Annotated in this window: 24 protein-coding genes; 6 read left to right on the top strand and 18 right to left on the bottom strand. The window is 71.1% G+C overall.

What is annotated here, in order from left to right; all coding sequences use genetic code 11:
- The first annotated feature begins 121 nt into the window (after positions 1 to 121).
- Entirely contained in the window at positions 122 to 679 is a 558-nt protein-coding gene (locus ACIQMR_RS30410; RefSeq protein WP_401393942.1) for a PPA1309 family protein, read from the top strand.
- Positions 680 to 771: 92 nt separating this feature from the next.
- Here ACIQMR_RS30410 and ACIQMR_RS30405 read toward each other — a convergent pair whose 3' ends face one another.
- The 4 genes from ACIQMR_RS30405 to ACIQMR_RS30390 form a co-directional block, all read right to left on the bottom strand.
- Complete coding sequence (locus ACIQMR_RS30405) at positions 772 to 1,860, bottom strand: PDZ domain-containing protein (RefSeq protein WP_401393939.1); 1,089 nt, start codon at positions 1,858 to 1,860, stop codon at positions 772 to 774.
- 73 nt (positions 1,861 to 1,933) lie between these two features.
- Positions 1,934 to 2,104: a hypothetical protein gene (locus ACIQMR_RS30400; RefSeq protein WP_401393936.1), complete on the bottom strand. Its 171-nt coding sequence runs from the start codon at positions 2,102 to 2,104 to the stop codon at positions 1,934 to 1,936.
- 150 nt (positions 2,105 to 2,254) lie between these two features.
- Positions 2,255 to 2,716 carry a molybdenum cofactor biosynthesis protein MoaE gene (locus tag ACIQMR_RS30395; RefSeq protein ID WP_401393934.1) on the bottom strand — a complete coding sequence of 154 codons (462 nt, stop codon included), beginning with the start codon at positions 2,714 to 2,716 and terminating at the stop codon, positions 2,255 to 2,257.
- Between the two features lie 78 nt (positions 2,717 to 2,794).
- Positions 2,795 to 3,907 carry an SDR family oxidoreductase gene (locus tag ACIQMR_RS30390; protein WP_401393931.1) on the bottom strand — a complete coding sequence of 371 codons (1,113 nt, stop codon included), beginning with the start codon at positions 3,905 to 3,907 and terminating at the stop codon, positions 2,795 to 2,797.
- Between the two features lie 222 nt (positions 3,908 to 4,129).
- On the opposite strand from ACIQMR_RS30390, the gene ACIQMR_RS30385 reads away from it, so the two are divergent.
- Both ACIQMR_RS30385 and ACIQMR_RS30380 read left to right on the top strand, forming a co-directional pair.
- Positions 4,130 to 5,551, top strand: coding sequence for a zinc-dependent metalloprotease (locus tag ACIQMR_RS30385; protein WP_401393928.1), 1,422 nt, complete (start codon positions 4,130 to 4,132; stop codon positions 5,549 to 5,551).
- Entirely contained in the window at positions 5,548 to 6,090 is a 543-nt protein-coding gene (locus tag ACIQMR_RS30380) for an NUDIX hydrolase (protein WP_401393925.1), read from the top strand. The genes ACIQMR_RS30385 and ACIQMR_RS30380 overlap by 4 nt, the downstream gene beginning before the upstream one ends.
- A gap of 91 nt (positions 6,091 to 6,181) precedes the next feature.
- Here the strand turns inward: ACIQMR_RS30380 and ACIQMR_RS30375 are convergent, their stop codons facing one another.
- The 4 genes from ACIQMR_RS30375 to ACIQMR_RS30360 all read right to left on the bottom strand — a co-directional run bounded on the left by ACIQMR_RS30375 (position 6,182) and on the right by ACIQMR_RS30360 (position 9,971).
- Positions 6,182 to 6,937, bottom strand: coding sequence for an AIM24 family protein (locus ACIQMR_RS30375; RefSeq protein WP_266382745.1), 756 nt, complete (start codon positions 6,935 to 6,937; stop codon positions 6,182 to 6,184).
- 19 nt (positions 6,938 to 6,956) lie between these two features.
- On the bottom strand, positions 6,957 to 7,637 hold the full coding sequence (locus ACIQMR_RS30370) for an AIM24 family protein (RefSeq protein WP_401393922.1): 681 nt from the start codon (positions 7,635 to 7,637) through the stop codon (positions 6,957 to 6,959).
- A gap of 13 nt (positions 7,638 to 7,650) precedes the next feature.
- Positions 7,651 to 9,261, bottom strand: coding sequence for a TerD family protein (locus ACIQMR_RS30365; RefSeq protein WP_401393920.1), 1,611 nt, complete (start codon positions 9,259 to 9,261; stop codon positions 7,651 to 7,653).
- 113 nt (positions 9,262 to 9,374) lie between these two features.
- Entirely contained in the window at positions 9,375 to 9,971 is a 597-nt protein-coding gene (locus ACIQMR_RS30360) for a M48 family metallopeptidase (RefSeq protein ID WP_401393917.1), read from the bottom strand.
- 235 nt (positions 9,972 to 10,206) lie between these two features.
- On the opposite strand from ACIQMR_RS30360, the gene ACIQMR_RS30355 reads away from it, so the two are divergent.
- Together ACIQMR_RS30355 and ACIQMR_RS30350 are read left to right on the top strand one after the other, a co-directional pair.
- Positions 10,207 to 11,424 (top strand): ThiF family adenylyltransferase, encoded by a 1,218-nt coding sequence (locus tag ACIQMR_RS30355; protein WP_401393914.1) that lies wholly within the window; start codon positions 10,207 to 10,209, stop codon positions 11,422 to 11,424.
- Positions 11,417 to 12,790, top strand: coding sequence for an ABC1 kinase family protein (locus tag ACIQMR_RS30350; RefSeq protein ID WP_401393911.1), 1,374 nt, complete (start codon positions 11,417 to 11,419; stop codon positions 12,788 to 12,790). Before ACIQMR_RS30355 ends, ACIQMR_RS30350 begins: the two co-directional genes overlap by 8 nt.
- Positions 12,791 to 12,800: 10 nt before the next feature.
- On the opposite strand, the gene ACIQMR_RS30345 is transcribed toward ACIQMR_RS30350, so the two are convergent.
- The 5 genes from ACIQMR_RS30345 to ACIQMR_RS30325 form a co-directional block, all read right to left on the bottom strand.
- Entirely contained in the window at positions 12,801 to 12,998 is a 198-nt protein-coding gene (locus ACIQMR_RS30345; protein WP_401393908.1) for a hypothetical protein, read from the bottom strand.
- A gap of 116 nt (positions 12,999 to 13,114) precedes the next feature.
- Complete coding sequence (locus ACIQMR_RS30340) at positions 13,115 to 13,474, bottom strand: hypothetical protein (RefSeq protein WP_401393905.1); 360 nt, start codon at positions 13,472 to 13,474, stop codon at positions 13,115 to 13,117.
- Entirely contained in the window at positions 13,471 to 13,839 is a 369-nt protein-coding gene (locus ACIQMR_RS30335) for a WhiB family transcriptional regulator (protein WP_362957428.1), read from the bottom strand. The genes ACIQMR_RS30340 and ACIQMR_RS30335 overlap by 4 nt, the downstream gene beginning before the upstream one ends.
- A 170-nt stretch (positions 13,840 to 14,009) precedes the next feature.
- The gene (locus tag ACIQMR_RS30330) at positions 14,010 to 14,342 is read right to left on the bottom strand and encodes a hypothetical protein (protein WP_401393902.1); all 333 of its coding nucleotides are present in this window, start codon (positions 14,340 to 14,342) and stop codon (positions 14,010 to 14,012) included.
- A gap of 165 nt (positions 14,343 to 14,507) precedes the next feature.
- Positions 14,508 to 16,685 (bottom strand): ATP-dependent DNA helicase UvrD2, encoded by a 2,178-nt coding sequence (locus ACIQMR_RS30325; RefSeq protein ID WP_401393899.1) that lies wholly within the window; start codon positions 16,683 to 16,685, stop codon positions 14,508 to 14,510.
- A gap of 163 nt (positions 16,686 to 16,848) precedes the next feature.
- On the opposite strand from ACIQMR_RS30325, the gene ACIQMR_RS30320 reads away from it, so the two are divergent.
- Positions 16,849 to 17,106, top strand: coding sequence for a mycoredoxin (locus ACIQMR_RS30320; protein WP_266384426.1), 258 nt, complete (start codon positions 16,849 to 16,851; stop codon positions 17,104 to 17,106).
- A gap of 121 nt (positions 17,107 to 17,227) precedes the next feature.
- On the opposite strand, the gene ACIQMR_RS30315 is transcribed toward ACIQMR_RS30320, so the two are convergent.
- The 5 genes from ACIQMR_RS30315 to ACIQMR_RS30295 all read right to left on the bottom strand — a co-directional run bounded on the left by ACIQMR_RS30315 (position 17,228) and on the right by ACIQMR_RS30295 (position 25,088).
- Positions 17,228 to 18,007: an oxidoreductase gene (locus ACIQMR_RS30315; RefSeq protein ID WP_401393896.1), complete on the bottom strand. Its 780-nt coding sequence runs from the start codon at positions 18,005 to 18,007 to the stop codon at positions 17,228 to 17,230.
- 148 nt (positions 18,008 to 18,155) lie between these two features.
- Complete coding sequence (nudC, locus tag ACIQMR_RS30310; RefSeq protein WP_401393893.1) at positions 18,156 to 19,103, bottom strand: NAD(+) diphosphatase; 948 nt, start codon at positions 19,101 to 19,103, stop codon at positions 18,156 to 18,158.
- 90 nt (positions 19,104 to 19,193) lie between these two features.
- On the bottom strand, positions 19,194 to 20,591 hold the full coding sequence (locus ACIQMR_RS30305) for a dipeptidase (protein WP_401393891.1): 1,398 nt from the start codon (positions 20,589 to 20,591) through the stop codon (positions 19,194 to 19,196).
- A gap of 10 nt (positions 20,592 to 20,601) precedes the next feature.
- A complete protein-coding gene (locus ACIQMR_RS30300; RefSeq protein WP_401393888.1) occupies positions 20,602 to 24,231 on the bottom strand; it encodes a UvrD-helicase domain-containing protein in 3,630 nt (1,209 codons plus the stop codon).
- 71 nt (positions 24,232 to 24,302) lie between these two features.
- Positions 24,303 to 25,088: a hypothetical protein gene (locus ACIQMR_RS30295; RefSeq protein ID WP_401393885.1), complete on the bottom strand. Its 786-nt coding sequence runs from the start codon at positions 25,086 to 25,088 to the stop codon at positions 24,303 to 24,305.
- Between the last annotated feature and the right edge of the window lie 133 nt (positions 25,089 to 25,221).

The raw sequence follows: 25,221 nt of genomic DNA, 5'->3' as shown, positions 1-25,221 counted from the left end.
CGTCCTGCAGGCGTCCGGCGCGTGTTCGGTGGGTCCACGCGATCGTAGAGCCCACTCATGCAACTTACTGAGGCTTTACCTAGTTCCCGACTTCGGGGCCGAAGGAGGCAGGATGTTGAGCATGTCCAACGTTTCCCCCGGCGGCCCTCCGATGGCCGCGAGCCCGCTCACACGAGCAGTGCTCGAAATCGACGAGTACGCGTCCGGCCTCGGCTGGGACCAGCCGGCCCGGCTCTTCGCCCTCGTCGACACCGCGCAGCTGCGCACCCAGGAGCCGGGCCTCGCCGCCCAGCTCGGTCTCGACGAAGGGGACGCGGGCGCTCCGCTCACCCCGGTCGAGCAGGACGAGATCCCGTCCGGCACCCCGCTGGACGAGTTCCTCGGCACGATCGCCTGGCCCGACGCGGTGGCGGGCTGTGCGCTGACCGTCGAGCGGCTGATGCTGCCGCCGTCCGCGGAGGCGTCCGTCCCCGAGGGCCTCGACGAGCCCGGCCTGGCCAAGTGGGTCGCCGCCCACCCGGGCCGGCAGGAGGTCCGGATGACGGTCGCCGTACTCCGCGACGGCGCGCGCGAGTCGGCACTGCGCCTGCGGGAGAAGGACTCCCCGACCGAGGTGCTCACCGGCTCCGACCTGGTGCCGGGGCTGGCGGAAGCGCTCTCCGCGACGTTCGAGGCCTAGCGACCGGCGACGGAAAGGGGGCGCTCCGCCGTCGCGGTGCGCCCCTCCGTCGCGGGAATCCTGTCAGCTGCGGGAAACCTGCCCTGCCGGTTTCAGCTCTTGGAGCAGCTGGGCAGTCCCGCGGTCTTTCCGCTGCGGATCTTCTCCAGCGCCTTCGTGGCGTCGTCGATGGTCTTGACCCTGACCAGGGTCAGCCCCTCGGGGATATCGGAGGCCGCGGACGCGCAGTTGTCGCTGGGCGTCAGGAAGTACTCCGCTCCCGCCTTCCGCGCGCCGACGAGCTTCATCTCGATCCCGCCGATCGGCCCGACGACGCCCTGGTCGTCGATGGTGCCGGTGCCCGCGACGAACTTGCCGCCCGTCAGATCGCCCGGGGTGAGCTTGTCGACGATGCCGAGCGCGAACATCAGTCCGGCGCTGGGGCCGCCCACGTCGGCGAGCTTGATGTCGATGTGGAAGGGGAAGGTGTGGTCCGTCCCGGCCGTGATGCCCACGACGGTCCGCTTGGCCTCCTCCGACCTGACGGTGCCGACCTGCACGTCCTTGCCACCGGAGACTTCCTTGCCGGCCTTCTCCGCCGCTGCCGCCTCCTTCGCCGGCACGATGGTGAAGTTCACCTTCGAACCGGGGGCGTGCTTGACGACGGCCTTGGAGACATCGTCCGGCTTGTCCACCGGCGTGCCGTCGACGGCCTTGATCACGTCGCCGGCGTGCAGCGCCCCCTGCGCGGGGCTCTCCTTGCGGATCGAGGAGACGACGACCCGCGACTTCACCGGGATCCCCAGCTCGCGCAGGGCGGCGACCTTGGCGCTCTCCTGGGACTGGCTGAACTCCTCGGCGTTCTCCTGGTTGGACTGCTGTTCCGTCTTGCCGTCCGGATAGAGGGTCTCGTGCGGCACCACGACGTTGTCATGAGCCAGCCAGCCGTAGACGACCTCCGCCAGGTTCATCCGGTACTCCGCGCCGGTGACCCGGACCGTCGTCATATTGAGGTGACCGGTCGTCGGGTAGGTCTTGCGGCCGGAGATCTGGAGCACCGGCTCGCCGCCGGAGTCACCGAGGGTGTTCACGGTCGGCCCGGGCGACATCTCGGAATAGGGCGGGGTCAGGAACACGCCCACGCAGAGCAGCACAATGAGGACCAAGGTGGAGGCGAGCATCGTCGCTGTGCGGCGTGGCATGGAACGACAGTACGGGACCGGCCTGTGAGTGCACCTGCCGGGCCGGTCCGTACGGGGGCGGTGCAGCGGGCGGTCAGACGGGGTCCGTACCGGAGTGGGACTTCTCCATCGCGTCGCGGAATCGCGCGTAGCCGGCGAGCTCGGCGACGTCTCCCGTGGTTCGGTTACGTGAGGCCCAGCTTCCCCATATCGCCGCGCCGATGGCAGCGAAGAACGGAATCAGCAACCAAGCGAGTGCCGCCATCACGACCTCCCAACCCCATGAGCTGGACAACTGCTCGTGCAGCTGACCGATCAGCAGATTAACCATTCGCCGCTTCAACGCTGGTGCCAGGGGGGCGGTTACGCAAATCGGGCCATGGGCCACCGTCCGGGTGCGGGCTCACTGCGCCACTCAGCAGGCGCCGACCCACTCCTCCGTACCGTCCGAGAACGTCTGGTGCTTCCAGATCGGGACCTCGTGCTTCAGGTCGTCGATCAGCTTCCGGCAGGCCTCGAACGCCTCCCCCCGGTGCGGGCACGAAACGGCGACGACCACCGCCAGATCCCCGACCTCCAGGTCACCCACACGGTGGACGGCCGCGAGGGCTCGCACCGGAAACTGCGCGGCGACCTTCTCCGCGACACGACGCAGCTCCGCCTCGGCGGAGGGGTGGCACGAATAGCCGAGCGCGTCGACGTCCGCGCCGCCGTCGTGATCGCGCACCGTGCCCACGAAGAGCGCCGTGCCCCCGGCCGCGGAGTCGCCGACGGCGCCGAACACCTCATCGACGGAGAGAGGGGTGTCACGGATCGCCAGCAGCCGGATCGGGTCCGCTGCGGGCTGCTCACCGGGGTGGTCGTTCATGCGTGCCATGGCCCCATCGTGCCGTACGCCACCGACGACGAGGAATAGCGCTTTCGACCGGGCGGACACCGCGGCGGTTGGAGCGTCCTACAGGCCCCGGCGCTTACGGGCACGGCGTACGAGCGCGGCCGTGCCGAGCAGGGCCACGGTCGCGCCCGCGGCGCCCGCGGCGGCGGTCGCGTCCTTGCGTCCGAGACGACGGCCCGCGACGGTGTGCCGGCCCTCGACCTCTTCGAGCAGCGCGGCAAGCACCTCTTCGTTGGTCCACTGCGGCCGCCACCCGGCGTCGTGCAGCCTGCCCACGCTGACGACCCACGGGTGCATCGTGTACGCGAGGTCCCCCGCCGGGGACGGGGTGAGACCGATCCGGTGCAGCCGCGCCGCCGCCCCGAGGGCGACGGCGGAGGGCAGCTCCATGCGGCGGATGCCGCTGAGCTCCTCGACCTCCTCCTGCTCCAGCCAGCCGTCGCAGCCGACCGCGAACTCGCCGTCGACCTTCTCCAGGGCTGCGTACTCCAGGGCGCTCACCAAGTCCTCGACATGGCAGAACTGCCAGGTGGGGCGGGATCCGGCGACGACGAGCAGCCGCGGCGACTCGAAGTAGCGGGTGAGAGCCGTGTCCGTACCGCCGACCAGGATGGCGGGCCTGACCACCGTGACGTTGAGCCCGGGGTGGGCCCGGGGCGCCCGCCGGCCCAGGCGCTCGATCTCCAGCAGGTCGCCGACGCCGGTGGCCTCGGCGGTGGCGCGCAGTTCCGCGTCCTCGGAGAGCGGGATGTCGTTGTCCGGCAGCGCTCCGTAGACCATCGCCGAGGTGCACAGGACGACCCGGTGGACGCCCGCGGCGGCGGCCGCGGTGAGCACGGTCTGGGTGCCGCGCACGTTGTACGCGGTCCGGGCGGCCCCATCGGTCTCCAGGTCGAGGTCGAGCGCCAGGTGCACGACGACGTCGGCGCCGCGGAGCTTCTCCGCGATCGCGGGGTCGCGCACGTCCAGAATGTGCCAGTGCGCCTCGGGAACCTCGCCGCGGCGCTCGTCGACGGCGATGACCTGTCTGATCTCGTCCGAGGCGACGAGGCGCCTGGTCAGCAGGTCGCCGACGCCGGAGGCGGCGCCGGTCACCGCGACGACGGGGCCGCGCCCCGCGGCCGGGGCCGAATGGTTTCGCGCTGCGCGAACCTGCGGATCTGGGGAACTCACCGGGCGTCTCCAGCGGTTGTCTTCAGTACGGGCGCGGATGAACGCGTACGTACCAGGTGGCGTCCATCCTGCCGCAGGCCATGAGCCAGTGAAGCATCGAGCCCATGTCCGGACCCGACATGTCGACGCCGCCGCGGCCAGCCGGGCGCCGCTTAGGCTGGTGGTGTAGTCGGGCAGTCGCCGCCGGCGGAAAGCCGGTGGCCCTACGAGCCGAGGAAACCCGTGAGTGACACCCCATTCGGATTCGGCCTTCCGCCGGAGGAGCCGGAGAACGGCGACGAGGGCAAGAAGAAGGACCCCGCCGGAGGTGGGCAGGGTTCCGGCGGCGGCCAGGGCGGCCCGGCAAACCCCTTCGGGTACGGGTTCCCGGGCGCCGGGGCGGGCGGGGCGGACAATCCGTTCGCCGCGATGTTCGGTTCGCTGAACCCGACCGATCTCGGAGCGGCCTTCCAGCAGCTCGGGCAGATGCTGAGCTATGAGGGCGGCCCGGTGAACTGGGACATGGCGAAGCAGATCGCCCGCCAGACGGTTTCCCAGGGCACCCAGGACGGCACGAAGGACGCGAGCATCGGTCCGGCCGAGCGTGCCGCGGTCGAGGAGGCCGTGCGCCTGGCCGACCTGTGGCTGGACGGTGCGACGTCCCTGCCCTCCGGTGCCGGTACGTCCGTGGCGTGGAGCCGCGCGGAGTGGGTCGAGGCGACCCTCCCGGCCTGGCAGCAGCTCGTCGACCCGGTCGCCGAGCGCGTGGGCGTGGCGATGGGCGATGTGCTGCCCGAGGAGATGCAGGCCATGGCGGGCCCGCTGATCGGCATGATGCGCTCCATGGGCGGCGCCATGTTCGGCCAGCAGATCGGGCAGGCCATCGGCGTGCTGGCGGGTGAGGTCGTCGGTTCGACCGACATCGGGCTGCCGCTGGGCCCGGCAGGCAAGGCCGCGCTCCTTCCGCTGAACGTCGAGGCGTTCGGCAAGGACCTGGGTGTCGCCAAGGACGAGGTCCGGCTGTATCTGGCCCTGCGCGAGGCCGCCCATCAGCGGCTCTTCGCGCATGTGCCCTGGCTGCGCTCGCATCTCTTCGGCGCGGTCGAGGGGTACGCACGCGGGATCAAGGTCGACACGACCAAGCTGGAGGACGTGGTCGGCCAGTTCGACCCGACGCACCCCGAGCAGCTGCAGGAGGCGCTCCAGCAGGGCATGTTCCAGCCCGAGGAGACCGCGGAGCAGAAGGCGGCGCTCGCCCGGCTGGAGACCGCGCTCGCGCTGGTCGAGGGCTGGGTGGACGCCGTGGTGCACGATGCCGCGAAGAACAGGCTGACGTCCGCGGACGCCCTGCGCGAGACCCTCCGCCGGCGCCGTGCCTCGGGCGGTCCCGCCGAGCAGACCTTCGCTACGCTCATCGGCCTCCAGCTGCGTCCGCGCCGGCTGCGGGACGCCTCCCGGCTGTGGGCGTCGCTCACCGACGCGCGCGGTCTGGACGGGCGCGACGGTCTGTGGGAGCACCCGGACATGCTGCCGACCGCCTCCGATCTCGACGACCCGGACGGCTTCGTCCACCGTGAGCACCTCGACTTCTCCGAGCTGGACAAGATGCTCGGCGAGGCGGCCGAGGGCCGTGACCAGAACGGCAAGGACGACACCGACAAGTGAGCCTGTACGACGACGCCGTCCGGGTACTGAAGGAGTACGAGGGCGTCCGGGAGGGACGCGAGGGCCAGGAGGAGTTGCGCCAGACCTACCTCGGCCATCTGGCGGCGTACCCCGACGGCATGTGGAAGGCCTGCGAGGCCGGGCATCTGACGGCCAGCGCGCTGGTCGTCGACCCCTCTCGCGACCGGGTGCTGCTGACCCTGCACAGAAAGCTGGGCATGTGGCTGCAGATGGGCGGCCACTGCGAGCAGGGGGACGCCACGCTCGCCGACGCGGCGCTGCGCGAGGCCACAGAGGAGTCCGGCATCGACGGACTCACGCTGCTTCCGGGCGGCCCGGTGACGCTGGACAGGCATGCGATCCCGGCGCCGTGCCACTGGCATCTCGATGTGCAGTACGCCGCTCTGGCGGCGCCGGACGCGGCCCCGGCGATGAGCGACGAGTCACTGGACCTGCGCTGGTTCGGCTATGCCGAGGTGGCCGATGTCGCCGACGCGTCGGTGGTGCGGCTGCTGGAGCGGACCCGCGCGCGGCTGTAGCGCGATCCGGGGAGCGCCTTGTGTGTGAGGGGCGGACGCTCATGGGCGTCCGCCCCTGCACAACCGGCTTCTCGCACAGCCTGCTTCGCGCTCAGCTCCAGACGTTGTTCTGGTTCTGGGCGTGGGAGCCGTGCTGGCCCATGCCGTACTGGGCCCGCGCTCCCTGGCCGACCTGCGCGTTCTGCGGGGGAAGGACCTCACTGGGCTGGACCAGCGCGAAGCCCTGACCGAGGAAGCTCAGTTCCCAGCCCTCTCCCGTGTTGCCCCGGCGCCGCCAGACGCCCGTGGAGTGCGTCTGGGCCTGCATCTGCACCCGCAGCGAGGACGACCAGGCGACGATCGCGTCGGCGTCCACATTGACGTACTTGTCGGGCGTGACCTGCATCATCAGCGGCTGGCCCGAGGTCATCAAGGCGACCTTGCCCCGCCCGGAGATGTTGAGCTGGTACTTGCCGGAACCGGAGATTCCGTACTGGCTGTCCACGGCGATGACTTCGGTGTGCAGCGCGGAGTCCAGCGCCAGCACATAGGCACTGTCGACGGTCATACCGTCCTGGTCGACGTCCACCACGTGCACGTACTGCGCGAGGTTGGCGAAGTAGACCGTGCCCTGGCCGGAGCAGCGCATCAGGTCGAGACCCTCGCCGGTGCGGGCGCGGGCGCGGCGCTGACCGCTCGTCTGGTACTCACCGTCGAAGTCGATCAGCCCCTGATAGGCGACCATCGCGCCCTTGCGGGCGAGGACGTCGTCGTGCCCGGTGAGCGCGACCCGCAGGAGCTGCGGGTTCTGTACGGCGTACCGCTCCTGGGACTGCTGTTCCGCGTGACTGAAAAGCGGGCTCTGCATGGTGTGTTCTCGCTCCCCCTCAGCCCCGGATCCGCAGACGGTCGGTGCTGTCCTCGCTCGGCTGTACGACGACGATGCCCTGGCCCGAGAAGGCCATCTGGTACGCCTCTCCGCTGCCCCGCCCGATGAGGGAGGAGGCCTTGAAGCTGCGCTTGCCCTTCACCTTCAGGTTCGGCGACCAGGCGACGAGGGCGTCCGGGTCGACGTAGGTCTCGTCCTCCCCGCGGCCGCAGTCGACGACGATGGGCGTGCCGCGCGAGGTCAGCGCGACCCATCCGGTGCCCGCGACCTCGACGTTCCACAGGCCCTGCCCGGCGAACTTGGCGAGTCCCTTGACCCGCTCGACGCCCCACTGGAGGTGCGCGTCGAAGGCGAGGAGGTTGGTGCTGTTGACGGACAGGGAGTCGTTGTTGAGGTTGATGACGACGACGTCGGCGCCGTAGTCGGCGAGGTAGAGCAGCCCGTCGCCGGAGCACTTCATGATGGGCGCGCCCTCGCCGGTGACCCACTGGGAGGCGATCTGCCGAACGGCCGGCGGATTGGGCTCGTACTGAACGAAGCCTTCGTAGGCGACCATCGAGCCCGTACGCGCGTACAGGTCCTGGCCGCTGGTCATGGCCACCTTGAGCATCGTGCGGCCGTGGTTCTCCATCCGGGCCACGACGGGGGTCGGGGCGTAGCCCGCGAGTTGCTGATTCACTTTCCGGGCTCCCTCAGACCTCGTAGGGCTGGACGACGATGAAGTTGCCGGGGGCGCCCCGGAACTGCAGATTCACGGTCTCTCCGCTGTGGCCGGGGTACGCGTTGCGGCGCAGCCGTACCTGGCTGGAGAGGATCACCTGGGACGCGGACGACCAGGCCACGATGGCGTTGGAGTCGGCGAAGGTGGTGGGTGTGACCGGCAGGACCACCGGGATGCCGTGGGTCTTGACCACGACGGTGCCGGTGCCCTGGAACTGCATCGTGAACAGGGCGCCGCCGGGAATGCCGTGGCCCTCGATACGGCGGACCTCGTGCTGCAGCGACTCGTCGAACGCCAGGACGTTCTCAGCGGAGACGCAGATTCCGTCGCCCTGGAGCTCGATGGGGTGCAGATGTGCGCCGTTCTCGGCGAGGAACACCTGGCCGCGGCCCGTGCAGCGCATCAGCTGCATCTCCTGGCCCGTGGCGTTGCCGACGATCCGGCCGGAGAAGCCGGCGCTCTTGTAGCCGAAGTCGACCTTGCCCTGGTACATCACCATGCTGCCCTGACGGGCCAGCACCGGTGTGCCGCCCATACCCAGGTCGACGCGCATCAGCTGCTGGTTCTGCGGGGTCCACCGCTGGCCGGTGGGCAGTTCCTTGTACGGCTGGAGGGCTGCCTGGAGACCCGCGCCGGCCTGCGGGGCGCCCTGGGGGACTCCCTGCGGCATGCCCGGCTGACCGTACGGGGCGGGCTGCTGGCCGAAGGGGGCGGGAGCGCCCGGCGACTGCTGGCCCGGGACCTGCCCGAACTGCGGCGGCGGCTGGCCGTACGGGGACGGCGGCGCCGGAGGCGGCACCGTCCCGCCGGGAGGCGTTATCGGGGCGGCGATGGTCGGCGCCGCGTGAATCTGCGGGTCGACCTGCGCGGGCGCCGGCGCAGGGGCAGGCGCGGGGGGCGCCCCGAACGCGGGGGCGGGCTGCGGAGCTTGAGGCACCTGCGGAGGGACCGCAGCCGGAGGCGCTGCGGGGGCACCGAACGCGGGGGCCGGTGCGGGAGCGGCGGCGGCCGGCGGGGCGAACCCGGGCACGCCCTGCTGCGGGGCAGGCTCCTCCTCGGCCACCTCTCCGCCGAAGTTCTTCAGCAGCGCGTCGAGGCCGCCGTCGAAGCCCTGGCCGACGGCGGCGAACCGCCACACGTCCTTGAGGTAGAAGTCGCCGAGCATCACGGCACGTTCCGTGGAGAACTCCGAGCCCGTGAAGGCGTACCGGACGACCTCCTCGCCGCCGGCGACGATCCGGATGTACCCGGGGCCGATCTGCGACATCTGGCCCGCACCGTCGACCGTCGCGGTGAAAGACAGCTTGTGGATGTGCGCCGGCACGCGATCGAGCGTGACACGGAACGACTCGGTGTCACCGGCCTGCGCACCGAGGAGCTGAATGGACTCCTCCGGCGATTTCGGCTGGTTGAAGAAGATGAAATAGCGGTCGTCCGAGAGCTGCTCGTTCGCGTCGAGGGCGAAGCAGCTGATGTCGAAGGTCAGCCCGGGAGCGGCGATCTGCACGCCCACGTACAGGTCGGTCCCCGGTGTCAGGTCACTGATCTTGGCCTTGTGGCCTCGTTGGAATTCCCTGGCCATGCGTAACGACCGTCCCCCATCCCGACGAAAAATCTGACTGCGTCGCGCCAGGCTAACCGTTATCGGTGACATCGAGCCAAGCCGGTACACATTCGGTACAGGATCAGAAGAAGTCACTCACCGCGCGCGGTCGGCAGGTGCGGAAGCCGCTCCACGGCGACCACTCCTTCGAGGTACCCACGGGCCCGCTCGGTGCGCGGATACGCCTCCAGCAGCCGCCAGAAGCGCGGCCCGTGACCCGGTACGAGCAGGTGGGCCAGCTCGTGGACGAGCACGTAGTCGACGACGTACTCAGGCATGCCCTGCAGACGGTGCGAGAGACGGATGCTGCCCTCAGCCGGAGTGCACGACCCCCAGCGGGTGTTCTGATTCGTCACCCAGCGCACCGACGTCGGTCTGGCCCGGCCGTCGAAGTACTGCTCGGACAAACGCTCCGCGCGCTCCGCCAGTTCCGCGTCACCGAGAGTCCGCTTGCTCTCCTGCGCGGCGAGCTTGTCGAGCATGACCGTCACCCAGCGCCGCTCCTCCGCCTCGGACATCCGGGCCGGGATGAGAACGATGGTGCGGTCACCTTCCCGGTACGCGGAGACCGTTCTGCGGCGCCGGGCACTTCGGCGGACCTCGACCGCGCTCGTCGCGGAGGGGCGGGGCGAATGTCTGATCACGCTGCGCTGCTGGCTTTCGGCGCTGTGCGGTCGGTCGGCGGACACGCCCCGACGTTACCCGCTGCCCATGGGAGAAGTCCCGCCTCCGAGGCGGTTCTACCTTGATCCACTCGACGGCGTGCACCAATAAGAACGACTAATGCCCCAAGGCTGTGGATAACTTTCCGCACTCGCCGCCGGGTCCGTGCATTCTGATGCCGTGACAGAGCGATCCACCCGCACGACCGACGGGTGGACCAGGAACGAACACGGAAGAAACGCCGTGCGAACGGGGGCGAGCATGCATCCGGTGGTGAAGCCTGCGCTGCGGCAGGCCTGGCGGGACCTGCGCCATGTGCAGTTCGGGACGACAGCGGCTCATGCCGTGGTGATGGGGCCGGTGGACACGGCGACCGGATGTCTGCTGTCGCTCTTCGACGGGACCCGGGGTCTGCCCCGGCTCCGCGACGAGGCCCGGGCCATAGGGCTGCCCGACGGCCAGGTGGACGCGCTGCTCGGCCGGCTGGCGAAAGCGGGTCTGGTGGACGACGCGACGGGCGGCGGTCCGGCGGCGGACGCGTTGCGCAAGCGGACGGGGGCGTTCGACCGCCTGCGCTCCGACCTCGCGTCGCTCTCCGTCGTCCACCCCGAACCGGGCGGCGGGATGGGGCGGTTGGCGGCCCGCAGCGCCATACGGGTCCAGGTCCGGGGCGCGGGCCGGGTCGGGGCGGCGCTCGCGGCCGCACTGTCCGCCGCGGGGGTGGGCGAGATCGAGGTGCTGGACGGAGGGCGTGTGGAGCCGTGGGACGTGGCACCCGGTGGGCTGCCGGCGAAGGCGGTCGGTGAGCGCAGGGCGGCGGCCGCCCGGCAGCTGGTGCTGCAGTCCGCCCCGGGCCGGGCGGTGCGGCGGACCGCCGGGAGCCCGCCGCCGGTCGAGCCCCCTCTCACGCTGGTGATCGTCGCTCCACGGGACGGTCTCGCGGCGTACGCCCCCGATCCTGGGGCGGCCGAGGACTGGGTGACCACCGGAACACCCCATCTCTATGCGGGCGTTGTCGAGGCGACCGGTGTGGTGGGACCGCTGGTGCTGCCCGGCGGCACGGCCTGCGCGGGCTGCCTGGCGCTCCACCGGGCGGACCGCGATCCGGTGTGGCCGCGGATGATGGCGCAGTGGAGCACGCCGGGGCGCCGCGCCACGGGCCCGGCAGCCTGCGATCTCTCACTGGCCACCGCGGTCGCCGGTACGGCCGCGGCGCATGCGCTGTCCTTCCTGGACGGCGAACTGCCGGCGAGTACCGGAGCGCGCTGGGAAGTGTCGTCGCCGCTGCTCGACTGGCGATCGGAGCACTTCAGGGCACATCGCGACTGTTCTTGTGGGGCCGCTGGGCAGACTCAGGGGGAGCGCGCCTCGAAGGCCGGGACGCCGCACGACACAATGGCCGGGGTAACGGCGTCGACGGAGCAATGCCACAACGCAGACGCGGCACGGCGGCTGGGATTTGGAGGGGCGCATGTCTGATCTTCCCCGGAAGGCGGTCACCCGTACCGCCAAGTTGGCCGCTCTGCCACTGAGCTTCGCCGGCCGTGCCACCTGGGGCCTGGGCAAGCGGATCGGCGGCAAGTCCGCGGAGATCGTGGCTCGCGAGCTGCAACAGCGCACGGCGGAGCAGCTGTTCAAGGTGCTGGGTGAGCTGAAGGGTGGTGCGATGAAGTTCGGGCAGGCCATGTCCGTCTTCGAGTCCGCCCTGCCCGAGGAGGTGGCCGGCCCCTACCGGGCCGCGTTGACCAAGCTCCAGGACGCCGCTCCCCCGATGCCGACGCGTACGGTGCACGAAGCGCTGGCGGAGCGGCTCGGCGAGGACTGGCGGGAGCTCTTCCTGGAGTTCGAGGACAAACCCGCGGCGGCCGCGTCCATCGGCCAGGTCCACCGTGCCGTCTGGCACGACGGACGCGAGGTCGCGGTGAAGGTCCAGTACCCGGGCGCCGGGGAGGCACTGCTGTCGGACCTGTCCCAGCTGAGCCGCTTCGCCAGGCTGTTGGGGCCGCTGATCCCGGGGATGGACATCAAACCGCTGATCACCGAGCTCCGCGACCGCGTGTCGGAGGAGCTGGACTATTCGCTGGAGGCCCGGGCCCAGCGGGAGCACGCCGCGGAGTTCGCCGACGACCCCGATGTGCTGGTGCCCGATGTGGTGCACCAGGCCGACCAGGTGCTGGTCAGCGAGTGGATCGACGGGATACCGCTGGCCGAGGTGATCAGCGACGGCACGCAGGAGCAGCGGGACCGTGCGGGGCAGCTGCTGGCGCGTTTCCTGTTCTCCGGTCCCGCGCGCACGGGGCTGCTGCACGCGGACCCCCACCCGGGGAACTTCCGGCTGCTCCCCGCCCCCGGCGCGGCGGAGGGCGGGGAGGATCCCGGTGAGTGGCGGCTGGGGGTGCTGGACTTCGGCACCGTCGACCGGCTTCCCGGCGGACTGCCCAGGACGATCGGTGACTCGCTCCGGATGACACTGGAGGGCCGGGCCGAAGAGGTGTACGGGGTGCTGTGCGAGGAGGGCTTCGTCAAGGAGTCGATCGACCTCGACCCGGATGCGGTGCTGGAGTATCTGCTGCCGATCATCGAGCCCGCGCAGGCCGACCGGTTCACGTTCACCCGCGGCTGGATGCGGGCCCAGGCGGCGCGGATCGCGGACCCTCGCTCTCCGGCACACCAGTTGGGCAAGCAGCTCAATCTGCCGCCGGCCTATCTGCTGATCCATCGGGTGACGCTGAGCACGATAGGTGTGCTGTGCCAGCTGAACGCGACGGTGCGGCTCCGCCACGAACTGGAGTCCTGGGTGCCCGGCTTCCTCGCCGACGCGGACGGCGTGGCGGTGGAGGCCTGACGCCCGGCCGTCACCACCAGGACGAGTCGAGCCGGCCTTCGATGGCCCTGATGTTGGCCCGCGCGCACTCCTCGCAGAAGTAGTGGCGGCGGCCGTTCTCCACGGAGCAGGTCCAGGTCGGCGGAGTGCCCTCGGCGACCGCACCGCACCGGGAACACACGACGTTCTCGGCACCCGGCGGGGCAGGGTGATGAGTCTGCTGGTCCACCTCGTGACGATAACCCCGTGGGTGATGTACGGCAGGACAACGCACCGCGGGGGCCGGTCCCTTCGGACCGGCCCCCGCGAGAGGCACTGTTGTGGTCTGCGGCCAACAGTCGTCGGCTACTGCATGACGGCCATGGCCAGCGCACGGCGGGCGCGCATCGACGCGCGCTCGGCACGCCGCTGCATCCGCCGAGCGGTGGCCAGGCTCATGGCCTGGCGCTCCACGTCGGCTTCCCGCAGGCGCTCGTGCATATGCGCACGAGCCAGGGCTTCTGGGATGAGTTGCATTTCACGGGTCCTGTTCTGACGCGAGGCGTTCGCGCCGATGGTGGTGACAGCTGGTGTGGCGGAGCCGGAGGGCTCAGCGGCGGAAGAGGTCATCGGGGCCTGCTTCTGGGGATCGTGCGTGTGGGGGCGGTCAATGGTTCCCGCGTGCTTCGGGAGCTTGGGGGTCGTCCCCCAGGAGATCTCGGTCATGCCGCGACCGGGTTCTTGCGCGGGCGGCCACGCGGCCGCTTCCGGGCGACGACGACACCCTGGATGAAGAGCTCGCCACCCCAGACACCCCAGGGCTCACGCCGCTCCTTCGCCCCGGCGAGGCAGGCCTCGACCAGCGGGCAGGTGCGGCAGAGGGACTTGGCGTACTCGACATCGGCCGGCGACTCGGCGAAGAAGACCTCCGGGTCGTAGGAGCGGCAGGGGACGGGTACGCCGAGGTTCTCGATGGCGTCGTCGAGCGCGGTCAGCGCCGTGAGCGGGGTCAAGGTGGAGTCCTCCGTGAGGCCGGGCGGGGGGATCGTTTCGGAAGGCGGTACGGACGGGGCGTGCGCTTCGAGTTGCACGGTGGTGTCTTCCTCGTCTGGTCGGTCCGGTCTGTTGACCGGGCTTCGGCTGGTACCGGGTCTTGCTGGTCCCGAGGCCCCTTCGCTCCGTTTCCTCATCGGGGAAAACAGAAGGGCCGCGGATCCCTGGTGGGGTTCCGCGGCCCTGAAGGCGCCGGCCTGATCCTGGATCAGGCTGGATCACTCCAGGGTTCGAGCCCACGGAAGGCCCACATCGTGTGGTGCTGCGTCGTCTGCTGCTGGGTTCCGGCACCGGTCGCCGCGAGGGCATAGGCCTTGGCCTCTGCCGCCACTACTCCTGCTTCCAGTGCCTTGGTCGGTCGCTCATTGCGCTCCCGGACGGGCAGGCCCGCAGGGAGAGAGACCGGACGCAGGGCTGCGAAGCCAGACAGACCGGTGCCAATGAACGCCGAACCGGAGAGGCCGAGCGAGCAGGCGGAGACGACCGAGCGATCGGTCATTTTGACGGTGTTGCGGACGAAGCTTGTGTTGATGCTGATCACTGGAATCGCCTCCTCTCGGCGTCTCTGGGACCGGCCGGGGCCGATCACGCGTATTCGGATAAGTACAGCACGACAACAGGGCTTCGGAGAAGCCGCCGTTCCCGTGGTTAAGAACCTATGGGGATGACTGGGGCGGGCGCAAACTATTTTCTCGACGAGTTTGTATCAGTCGTCCTCATCGCCCTCACCAAGCTCCTGGCCTGCGCAGATGGCCAGGACATCGGCGCCGAAACGCTCCAGCTTGCGGCCGCCGACGCCGGAGATCCCGGCGAGCTCCCCCTCGCTGTCGGGCACGGTCTCGGCGATCGCCATCAGGGTCTTGTCGGTGAAGACGCAGTACGCCGGCTGGCCCAGCTCCCTGGCCTGCTCGGAGCGCCACTCGCGCAGCCGCTCGTACAGCGCCTCGTCCATGTCGGAGGGGCAGTCCTCACAGCGCATCAGTTTCATCTCGCCGGCGTCGGTGAGCGTCTTGCCGCACACCCGGCACAGCACGGGCCCACGCCGCTTGCGCCGGCCGCCTGCACCTCCGCGCTCGATCCCGCCGCCACCGCCCGCCGTTCGGGTGCCGTGGGCGGCCGAGCCGGGCCGCAGCCCGTTCAGGAAGCGCGTGGGGCGGCGGGAGGCACGGCCGCCGGGCGAACGGGACAGCGCCCACGAGAGGGACAGATGGAGCCGGGCGCGGGTGACCCCGACGTAGAGGAGCCGGCGCTCCTCCTCCACCTGCTCGTCGGTCTTGGCGTAGGTGATCGGCATCATGCCCTCGGTCAGACCGACCAGGAACACGGCGTCCCACTCCAGGCCCTTCGCGGAGTGGAGCGAGGCGAGGGTGACGCCCTGGACGGTCGGGGCGTGCTGGGCGGCCGCGCGCTCGTCGAGCTCGGTGACGAGATCGGCCAGGCCCGCCTCCGGCTTGACGCGTGCGAAGTCCTCGGCGAGCCGGACGAGCGAGGCCAGGGATTCCCAGCGGTCCCGCACGGCACCGGAGCCGGCCGGAGGTTCGGTGGTCCAGCCCTTCGTGGACAGGACCGCCCGGACCTGGGACGGCAGGTCGTCCGCGTCGTCCAGCAGGGCGTCGTTCCCCCCGGCCCGGGCGGCACCGCGCAGCGCGACGCCCGCTTCCCGTACCTCGGCACGCTCGAAGAACCGCTCGGCGCCACGCAGCTGGTAGGACACGCCCGCGTCGGCGAGCGCCTGCTCGTACACCTCGGACTGCGCGTTGACCCGGTACAGGACGGCGATCTCGCCGGCCGGGACACCCGCGGCGATCAGATCGCGGATGCGCCGGGCCGTGCCCTCGGCCTCGGCGGGCTCGTCCCCGTACTCCGTGTAGACCGGCTCGGGGCCGGGGTCGCGCTGCGAGATCAGCTCGAGCCGGTGCTCGGCGGCACGGCCCCTGGCCTGACCCAGCAGACCGTTGGCGAGGTGGACGACCTGCGGGGTCGAGCGGTAGTCGCGGACGAGCTTCACCACGGTCGCGTGGGGATGGCGGGCGCGGAAGCTGAGCAGATGGTCCGGGGTGGCCCCGGTGAAGGAGTAGATCGTCTGGCTGGCGTCGCCGACGACGCACAGGCTGTCCCGGTCGCCGAGCCAGAGCTCCAGCAGCCGCTGCTGGAGCGGCGACACGTCCTGGTACTCGTCCACCACGAAGTGCTGGTACTGGCGGCGGATCTGGTCGGCGATGTCGTGGCGGTCCTGGAGGATGCCGACCGTGAGCAGGAGGACGTCCTCGAAATCGATCACCGAGCGATCGCGCTTCAGCTGCTCGTACAGCGCATAGATCTGGCCGATCTCCGACGGGTCGCGGGGGGCGTCGCGGAGGGACTTGGCGACGGCCGCGGGATAGTCGGCAGGAACGGTCTGGGTGACCTTGGCCCATTCGATCTCGCTGGTCACGTCCCTGAGCTCATTGCGGTCGAGCCGGATCCGGCAGCGCGCTCCGGCCTCGGCGACCAGCTGGATCTTGCGCTCCAGCAGCCTCGGCAGCTCACCGCCGACGGCTTTCGGCCAGAAGTACTGGAGCTGGCGCAGCGCTGCCGAGTGGAAGGTGCGGGCCTGCACTCCGCCCGCGCCGAGCTGGCGCAGCCGGCCGCGCATCTCTCCCGCGGCGCGGTTGGTGAAGGTGACGGCCAGCACACTCGACGGCTGGAGTATCCCGGCCCGCACTCCGTAGGCGATGCGATGGGTGATCGCACGCGTCTTGCCCGTACCGGCGCCCGCCAGGACACACACCGGGCCGGTCAGGGCGGTCGCGACCTCGCGCTGCTCGGGGTCGAGCCCGGCGAGCACCGCGTCCGCCGACTCGGGGACCTGAGGGAAGAGAGTGGAGTGCGTTGCTGCTGTCACCCCGCCATGCTGCCAGGTCCCGCGAGATCACCGGCACGGTTGTCCACAGGGGGACAGGATTGGTCGTACCAATACGGGAATGGGGGACGGGTCGCGTACGTTCGACTACTGGCACACCCCATGGGGCACCCACCCCACGAGCTCAGAGGAGCGGGAGAAGAACATGCAGGGATCCCTGACGATGTACAGCACGACCTGGTGCGGGTACTGCCGTCGGCTGAAGAGCCAGCTCGACCGCGAGGGCATCTCGTACGTCGAGGTCAACATCGAGGAGGACCCGCAGTCCGCGGCGTTCGTCGAGAAGGCGAACAACGGCAACCAGACCGTGCCGACCGTACTCGTGGTTCCGCCGAACGGTGGCGAGAACATCGTCATGACGAACCCCAGCCTGGCCCAGGTGAAGCAGGCCCTGGCCATCTGACGCACCCCCCTCTGCGCTGCGCCCCCTCCGGTCGAGTACCGGTGGGGGCGGCGTCGTTCCAGGGGCCGCGCCGTTCCAGGGGCGGCGTCGTTCCAGGGGCCGCGTCGGACGGCCCGTGCGCCTACCAGGTGCTGACGAAACCGCCGTCGACGGTGATGTCCGATCCGGTGATGTTGCCCGACCGGTCGCTCGCCAGCAGCAGCACCGCGTCCGCGACCTCGGACGGCTTGGAGAACCGGCCGGTGACCGCGACCCCGGCGGCCCGGGCGACGACCTCTTCCGGAGTCGCCCCGGTCGCCTCCGACACGGTGGCAGCGACTCCCTCGCCGCCCAGCCACAGATCGGTCTCGACAGGTCCGGGGCTGACGGTGTTCACCCGGATTCCGCGACCGCCCACCTCCTTGGACACGGCCTTGGAGAAGTTCGCGAGAGCGGCCTTGGCGGCGCAGTAGTCGATCACATGCGGGTCGGGGAACACCGCGTTGATCGAGCCGATGTTGACGACCGAGCCGCTGCCCCGGACCAGCATCAGCGGCAGGACCCGGCGGGTGACGCGCACGGCGGCGAACAGATTGAGGTTGAAGGCCGCCTCCCACTCCTCGTCGGTGACGCTGAGGAAGCCGCCGGGGCGGGCGGGCGCCGATCCCACGTTGTTCACGAGGATGTCGATCCGGTCCCCGGCCGCATCGACCAGCAGATCCGCAGCCCCGGCGCCGCCCAGGTCCACCCGCACCAGCCGCACCCGGCCGGTGCCGATGAGCGCGTCGAGTTCGTCGGAGGAGTGCCGTGCCGCGGCCACCACCTGCACGCCTTCGTCGGTCAGGGCCTGCACGATCGCGAGCCCGATCCCCCGGCTCGCGCCGGTGACCAGCGCCACGCGTCCTTCCAGTCCGAGATCCATACCGTGTCTCCCGTCTCTGCTGCGCCACGGCCGTGCGGCACAGCAGGGCACCGTGTGCCGCTCTCCACACACTGCACCGCGCGGCGCGTCACCGCCCGCCGGGGAACACCGGCCGACCCAGGTGGGCAGGGCTCAGGACGCGAGGACGTCAGGCGAGCGAACCCGGCTTCGGCAGGGGCTTTCCGTACCAGAGCTCGATGAGACGGGCCGCGATCGAGATCCCGTACGGAGGCAGCACCTCGCCGGACTCGAAGGCCACCCGCAGGTCCTCCCGGGAGAACCAGCGGGCCTCGTGGATCTCCTCGCCGTCCACGGTGATCTCGGACGAGGTGGCGCGTGCCATGAAGCCCAGCATCAGGCTGTACGGGAAGGGCCAGGGCTGGCTGGCGACGTACTCGACCTCGCCGACCGTGACGCCCGCCTCCTCGTACACCTCGCGGATCACGGACTGCTCGATGGACTCGCCCGGTTCGACGAAGCCGGCGAGCGTGGAGAAGCGGCCTTCCGGCCAGTGGACCTGCCGGCCGAGCAGGGCGCGGTCGTCCTCGTCCGTGACGAGCATGATCACGGCGGGGTCGGTCCGCGGGTAGTGCTCGGCGCCGCAGGCCGGGCAGCGGCGGATGTGACCGGCGGCCGCGATGACGGTGCGCTCACCGCAGCGGGAGCAGAAGCGGTGGAGCCGCTGCCAGTTCTCCAGGGCGACCGCGTGGACCATGAGTCCCGCGTCGCGCGGGGACAGCAGCAGTCCGGCCTCGCGCAGCCCGGCGGGGCGGGCGGACTGGTCCATGCGTCCGGGCAGGGCGTCCTTCTGGAGGGCGAAGTAGCTGACGCCGTCCTCGTCGGTGCCCAGGAAGTACCGGTGGGTCTCGGTGACAGGAGCCTCGAAGGCCGGCGTCATCACGAGTTCGGTACGGCCGTCGGGGGTGTCGTCGATCAGTACCTGTCCCTCCGAGACGACGAACACCCGGGTCGACGGGTGGCTCCACGCCGCCGCCAGCCATGCCTCGTCGAGTCGGTGGTGCGCGGCGCGGTCGATGCCGCTCGGCGCGGTGAGGCCGATGGGACGGCCGTCGGCGACATGGTCGAAGGTGCTCACAGGTGCTTCCCACTCCCCCGGGATGACCGGTTGTCTGCGGATGGACCGGATGTCTGTCAGTGGCGGTTGTCTGTCAGTACCGGCTGTCTGTCAGTGGAGGGCGCCGGCCAGGTCGCCCCACAGGTAGGCGGCGGTTTCGACGCCCTTGAGCAGCAGCGCCAGCTCGATCTTCTCGTTGGGCGCGTGCCACCCGTCGGAGGGTACGGAGATGCCCAGGAACAGCACGGGTGCGTCGAGTACGTCCTGGAGGTCGGCGGCGGGTCCCGAGCCGCCCTCACGGGTGAAGCGGATCTTCTGCCCGTCGAAGGCGCGGCTCATCGACCGGGTGACCGCCTGCAGGGCGGGGTGGTCCAGCGGGGTGAGGCAGGGCCGGGTCGCCGCGCCGAAGGTGATCTCGTGGCGGATGCCCACGGGGATCAGGGAGGCGACCCAGCCGCGGACCGCTTCCTCGATCCGGTCCGGGTCCTGGCCCGCGACCAGCCGGAAGGAGAGCTTCAGCAGGGCGGAGGACGGGATGATCGTCTTGCCTCCGGGCCCCTGGTAGCCGCCGCCGATGCCGTTGACCTCGGCGGTCGGGCGGGCCCAGATGCGTTCCAGGGTGGAGTGTCCGGCCTCGCCGGACGTCCCGTACGACTTGGCCGTACGCAGCCACTCCGCCTCGTCGAACGGCAGCTCGGCGAGGAGCTCGCGCTCGGCCGCCGTCAGCTCGGTGACACCGTCGTAGAACCCGGGGACGGTGACTCGCTCGTGCTCGTCGTGCAGCGCCGCGACGATCCGGGCGGCGACGGTGGCCGGGTTGGGAACCGCCCCGCCGAAGGAGCCGGAGTGGATGTCCTGGTCCGGTCCGTACAGCTCGATCTCGCAGTCGGCGAGGCCGCGCATGCCGGTGCAGACGGTGGGGGTCGTCTCGGACCACATGCCGGTGTCGGAGACGATGACGGCGTCGGCGCTGAGGCGGTCCCGGTGCCGCTCGACGAGGTCGCGGAAGTGCGGCGAGCCGGACTCCTCCTCGCCCTCGACCAGGAGCTTCAGACTGACGGCGGGCGTCGTGCGGCCGGTGGCGGCGAGATGGGCCCGCACCCCGAGGGTGTGGAAGAGGACCTGGCCCTTGTCGTCGGCGGCGCCGCGGCCGTACATCCGGCCGTCCTTGACGACCGGCTCGAACGGATCGGTGTGCCAGCCGTCCGCGAGCGCTGCCGGCTGCACGTCGTGGTGGCCGTAGACGAGCACGGTGGGAGCGTCCGGGTCGGCCGACGGCCATTCGGCGAAGACCGCCGGCGCGCCGTCGGTCGGCCAGATCTCGGTGGTCGGGAAACCGGTCTCCTTGAGCTTCGCAGCAAGCCATTCCGCACTGCGCCGTACGTCCGCGTCGTGCTCGGGCTGGGCGGAGACCGACGGGATGCGCAGCCACTGCGCGAGGTCGTCGAGGAAGCCCTCGCGATGTTGCTCCAGGTACGTACGGACGGCGTTGTCCGGGGTGACGCTCATGGCCTTGAGCCTATCCGGCTCCGGGGGCGGGTCCTCCGGCCGCCCGGTCGGGGACCGGCTCGGGCACGCGGTCCGCCAGGAGAACGCGCTCCAGGGCCGCCCTGCCGGGCAGGCCGTCGGGGCGGACGACCTCTCCTGTGCGCACGTAGACGAAGGCGGCGGCGACGGAATCGGGCGGGAGGCCGTGCTGCTCGGCCCATGCGAGGCGGTAGACGGCGAGCTGGAGCGGGTCCGCGTCGCGCGCACGACTGGTCTTCCAGTCCACGATCTCGAACGCCCCCGTGGCCTCGTCGCGATAGACGGCGTCGATACGGCCCCTGATGACGCGGCCCGCGAGGGTGAGCTGGACGGGCGCCTCGAGCCGGTAGGGGACGCGGTGGGCGTACGGGGTGCGCTCGAAGGCCTCCTTGAGCACGGCGAGGTCGCGCTCGTCGGCGATCCCCGCCTCGTCCGGATCGCCCCCGGGCAGCTCGTCGGGCCCCAGCATGGGCAGCGGCAGCTCCTCGAAGCGCGACTCGACCCAGGCGTGGAAGCGGGTGCCACGGCGGGCGGCCCGCTGCGGCGGGCGGGGCATGGGGCGCGCCAGTTCCTGCGCGAAGCCGTCCGGGTCGGCGGCGAGCCGCAGCAGCTGGGAGGCGGACAGCGACGCCGGTACGGGCACGTCGCGCACGGACGCGCGGACACGGCGGAGCTCTCCGGCGAGGGCTTCGAGATCGCGGTCCCAGGAGGCGATGGCCCTGGCGTCCTCGGGCGCGAGGGGCTCGGCGCGCTGCGCGGGCAGGCGGGGCCGGGCACCGGCCTCACCGGACCGCGCGAACGCGCCTGCACCGTCCACGGCGTCCTCGGCGTCCTCGGCGTCCTCGGCGTCCTCGGCGTCCTCGGCGTCCTCGGCGTCCTCGGCGTCCTCGGCGTCAGGATGGTCCACACCGGAGGCCGGCTCGGTCTCCCACGGCTCTTCGCCCGCCCACGTCTCTTCCTCCGACCAGGCCGCCTGCTCGTCCGCCCACGCCTGTTCGTCCTCCGGCCAGAGATCGTCCAGGGGCGGCTCCGGCTCGTGCGACGGCTCCGGCTCGTGCGACGGCTCCGGCTCGTGCAACCGCTCCCCGTCGCCCCGTCGCTCCGGCTCGTGCAGCCGGCCCGGCGCCTGCGCCGCGGCGGAGTCCAGGTGCGCGAGCACCAGGTCGGCGGCCGCGCGGCGGCGGGCCAGCGCCGCCGGGTCAAGGGGCAGCGGCCAGGCCTGCTCGGCCGCCTTCTCCTGGAGGGCCGGGTTCTCCGCGTCCTCCTCCGGCTCCTCGGTCCAGGCCTCGATCTCGCCGTAACCCGCCGCGCAGTGGTCGTACAGGGCGTGCAGGAAGGCGGAGGGGCCGCGGCGGCGCTTCTGGGTGGGACCCCACCAGTGGGCCGAGCCGAGGAGGAGGGAGCGCGGGCGGGTGAAGGTCACATAGCCCAGTCGGAGCTCCTCCGTGTGCTGATGGTCCCTCATGTCCTCCTTGAACGCCTTGAGGCCCCTGGCGTCCCAGGAGGTGACGTCCGGGAGGGTGTCGGCGTCACCGCGCAGCACATGGGGCAGGACCTTCGCCTGGGAGGTCCAGGATTCCCGGGAGCGGGTGCTGGGGAACTGGTCGGCGACCAGTCCGGGGACCGCGACGACGTCCCATTCCAGTCCCTTGGACTTGTGGGCGGTGAGCACCTTCACCGTGTTCTCCCCACCGGGCAGGGCGTTGTCGAGGCCCTTCTCGTACTGCGCGGCCGTGCGCAGGAAGCCGAGGAAGGCGAGCAGGGTCGCCTCGCCGTCCAGCGAGGCGAAGGAGGCCGCGATGTCCAGGAAGTTGGCGAGCGTCTCACGGCGGCGGGCGGCCAGGGCGTGCGGTGAGGCGGACAGCTCCACGTCCAGGCCGGTGGCGCCCAGGACGCGGTGGAGTACGTCCATCAGCGGGTCGGCGAGCGAGCGCCGCAGCTCGCGCAGTTCGGTGGCGAGGCGGGCGAAGCGGATCCGGGCCTCGGCGGAGAACGGCAGCCCGTCGTCCGCTCCGGCCTGCTCCAGGAAGGTGTCGAGCGCGTCGGCGAGCGAGATCACCTCGGCCGGGTCGGTGCCTTCGACGGCCGCGGCGAGCCGCTCGTCTGGATCCGCCCCGTCGTCCTTGGCGCGGTGGACGAGGAGACGGGCGCGGCGCCCCAGCAGGGCCAGGTCGCGGGCGCCGATGCGCCAGCGCGGTCCGGTGAGGAGCCGCACGAGCGAGGCGTTGGCGCCCGGGTCCTGGAGGACTTCGCAGACGGCGACCAGGTCGGCGACCTCGGGGAGATGGAGCAGCCCGGAGAGCCCGACGACCTCGACCGGGATGTCCCGGGCCACGAGGGCGCCCTGGATCCCCGCGAAGTCCCCCGCCGTACGGCACAGGACCGCGATCTCGCCCGGCTCCTTGCCGGTGCGGACGAGATGGGCGATCGAGTCGGCGAGCCACTCGATCTCCTCGGCGTGGGTGGGCAGCAGCGCGATCCGTACGGAGCCGTCGCGCTCGGCGCCCGGCGCGGGGCGCAGGGCCTCGACGCCTTCGTGCCGTGCGCGCAGGGGTTCGGCGAGGCCGTTCGCGAGGCCGAGGAGGCGGCCGCCGCTGCGCCGGTTCTCGCTGAGCGAGTAGCGGGTGGCGGGGCCGCCGTCCGCGTAGGGGAAGTGGTCGGGGAAGTCGTCCAGGTTGGCCACGGACGCGCCGCGCCAGCCGTAGATCGCCTGGCAGGGGTCGCCGACGGCGGTGACGGGATGGCCACTGCCCCCGCCGAACAGTCCTGACAGCAGGAGCCGCTGGGCCACGGACGTGTCCTGGTACTCGTCGAGCAGGACCACCCGGAACTCGTCGCGCAGGATGCGGCCCACCTCGGGGCGGGTGCGCGCGAGCTCCGCGGAGAGGGCGATCTGGTCGCCGAAGTCGAGGAGGTCGCGCGAGCGTTTGGCCGCGCGGTAGCGGACGACGAGGTCGAGCAGCTCACGGCGGGCGGCCGCGGCCTCGGGGACCTTCCTCAGATCCGCGTTGGTGAGCTTGGCGGACTCCAGGGTGCGCAGGAGCCCGGAGTCGTGGGCGAGCAGGTCCTCGGGGGCCACGAGATGCTCGGCCAGCTCGGCGTCGAGCGCGAGCAGTTCGCTGACCAGGGTGGGGAACGATTTGGTCAGCGCGGGGTACGGCCCCGGGGCCTCGCGCAGCGTTCGCGCGGCGAGCTGGAAGCGGGTGGCGTCGGCGAGGAGCCGCGCGGTCGGCTCCAGGCCGATGCGCAGGCCGTGGTCGGTGAGGAGCTGTCCGGCGAAGGCGTGGTAGGTCGAGATTCGGGGCTCGCCCGGCGGGTTGTCGGGGTCGATCGTGTCCGGGTCGGTGACTCCGGCCCGTACCAGGGCCGTTCGGACGCGCTCGGCGAGCTCTCCGGCGGCCTTGTTGGTGAAGGTCAGACCGAGGACCTGCTCGGGGGCGACCCGCCCGGTGCCCACGAGCCACACCACTCGTGCGGCCATCACCGTCGTCTTGCCCGAACCGGCTCCGGCGACGATGACCTGCGGGGCGGGCGGTGCGGTGATGCAGGCCGTCTGCTCCGGGGTGAACGGGATGCCGAGGAGCTCCTTGAGCTGCTCGGGGTCGGTGATGCGTGCGGACACCCCAGAGAGGCTAACGGGGACCGCTGACAGCGCCTGCCGCCCGTGGTCCCCGTCCGTGCCGGCCCGCGGGGTCAGCCGCCCAGCTTCGAGGGGTCGACGACCTGGTCGGCGGGCGGAACCGTCACCGTGATGGGGGCGTTGAAGTCGGAGAAGGCCGCCGACTTGGGCTCCTTGCCGCCCTCGCTGGTGAACTTCAGCAGGTAGGGCTCGCCTTCCTTGGCCACGTAGAAGGTGAACGTCTCGGCGCCGTCCTTCTTGGTCAGGACGACGGCCTTCTTGCCGTCGACATCCGCGTCCGCGCCCTTGGTAAGGCCGGTCTTGGCACTGTCCGCAGGTTCCAGGAGGGCGTCGAAGTCACACAGGACGCCCATCTCCTCCTTGTCGACCTCCTCGGCGGGGATCTTGATCCAGCGGCCCTTGAACAGCTCCTTCACGGCGGCGATCTCCTCGGCCGAGGAGCCGTCCTCCTTGAGCGACTGCTCCCAGAACTTGTCGTCGCCCTTCATGTACATGGGGCCGCCTACCTTGCGCATCTCCGCCTTGGCGCCCTTGGAGCCCATGGTGCCCCCGCAGTCCCCCTTCTCGGAGATGGCGAGGTCGAACTCCATCGGGTCCTTCTCCGAGGAGTCGAGACCCTTGACCTTGACGGAGTCGGCGGCCTTGGTGATGTCCAGCGACTTGTCGGCGATCTGGTCCGCCGTGAGGCCCGCGAACGGGTCCACCGGCGCCTTGGGCGACGGGGCGGAACTCGCCGGCTTGTCGGCGCCGCCCTTGTCCTTCTCGCCACCACAGGCAGTCAGACCGACGGCGACGGTCGCGCACAGCACCGCCGTGACCAGAATCTTCCGGTTGGTCACCGTGTCCCCATTTCCTCTGAGCTTTATCTCTCGCTTATGCCGACCGTGGGACTCACCAAGCACCCGAATGGATGCACGGCAAGAGCGTGATTCACGCCATATGGCGAAGCGGTGCTCTCCTCGGCCGGTCCGC

It is taken from the genome of Streptomyces sp. NPDC091376, assembly GCF_044757085.1.
Lineage (GTDB): Bacteria > Actinomycetota > Actinomycetes > Streptomycetales > Streptomycetaceae > Streptomyces > Streptomyces pratisoli.
The sequence above is the reverse complement of the archived record's forward strand: the minus strand, read 5'-3'. Positions and strand labels throughout refer to the sequence as shown.

What these genes read in the sequence shown, in the direction of transcription:
- ACIQMR_RS30410 (WP_401393942.1), top strand. Translation starts at nt 122, where the DNA reads ATGTCCAACGTTTCCCCCGGCGGCCCTCCGATGGCCGCGAGCCCGCTC.
- ACIQMR_RS30405 (WP_401393939.1), bottom strand. Translation starts at nt 1,860, where the DNA reads ATGCCACGCCGCACAGCGACGATGCTCGCCTCCACCTTGGTCCTCATT.
- ACIQMR_RS30400 (WP_401393936.1), bottom strand. Translation starts at nt 2,104, where the DNA reads ATGGCGGCACTCGCTTGGTTGCTGATTCCGTTCTTCGCTGCCATCGGC.
- ACIQMR_RS30395 (WP_401393934.1), bottom strand. Translation starts at nt 2,716, where the DNA reads ATGGCACGCATGAACGACCACCCCGGTGAGCAGCCCGCAGCGGACCCG.
- ACIQMR_RS30375 (WP_266382745.1), bottom strand. Translation starts at nt 6,937, where the DNA reads ATGCAGAGCCCGCTTTTCAGTCACGCGGAACAGCAGTCCCAGGAGCGG.
- ACIQMR_RS30365 (WP_401393920.1), bottom strand. Translation starts at nt 9,261, where the DNA reads ATGGCCAGGGAATTCCAACGAGGCCACAAGGCCAAGATCAGTGACCTG.
- ACIQMR_RS30355 (WP_401393914.1), top strand. Translation starts at nt 10,207, where the DNA reads ATGCATCCGGTGGTGAAGCCTGCGCTGCGGCAGGCCTGGCGGGACCTG.
- ACIQMR_RS30350 (WP_401393911.1), top strand. Translation starts at nt 11,417, where the DNA reads ATGTCTGATCTTCCCCGGAAGGCGGTCACCCGTACCGCCAAGTTGGCC.
- ACIQMR_RS30340 (WP_401393905.1), bottom strand. Translation starts at nt 13,474, where the DNA reads ATGACCGAGATCTCCTGGGGGACGACCCCCAAGCTCCCGAAGCACGCG.
- ACIQMR_RS30320 (WP_266384426.1), top strand. Translation starts at nt 16,849, where the DNA reads ATGCAGGGATCCCTGACGATGTACAGCACGACCTGGTGCGGGTACTGC.
- ACIQMR_RS30315 (WP_401393896.1), bottom strand. Translation starts at nt 18,007, where the DNA reads ATGGATCTCGGACTGGAAGGACGCGTGGCGCTGGTCACCGGCGCGAGC.
- ACIQMR_RS30305 (WP_401393891.1), bottom strand. Translation starts at nt 20,591, where the DNA reads ATGAGCGTCACCCCGGACAACGCCGTCCGTACGTACCTGGAGCAACAT.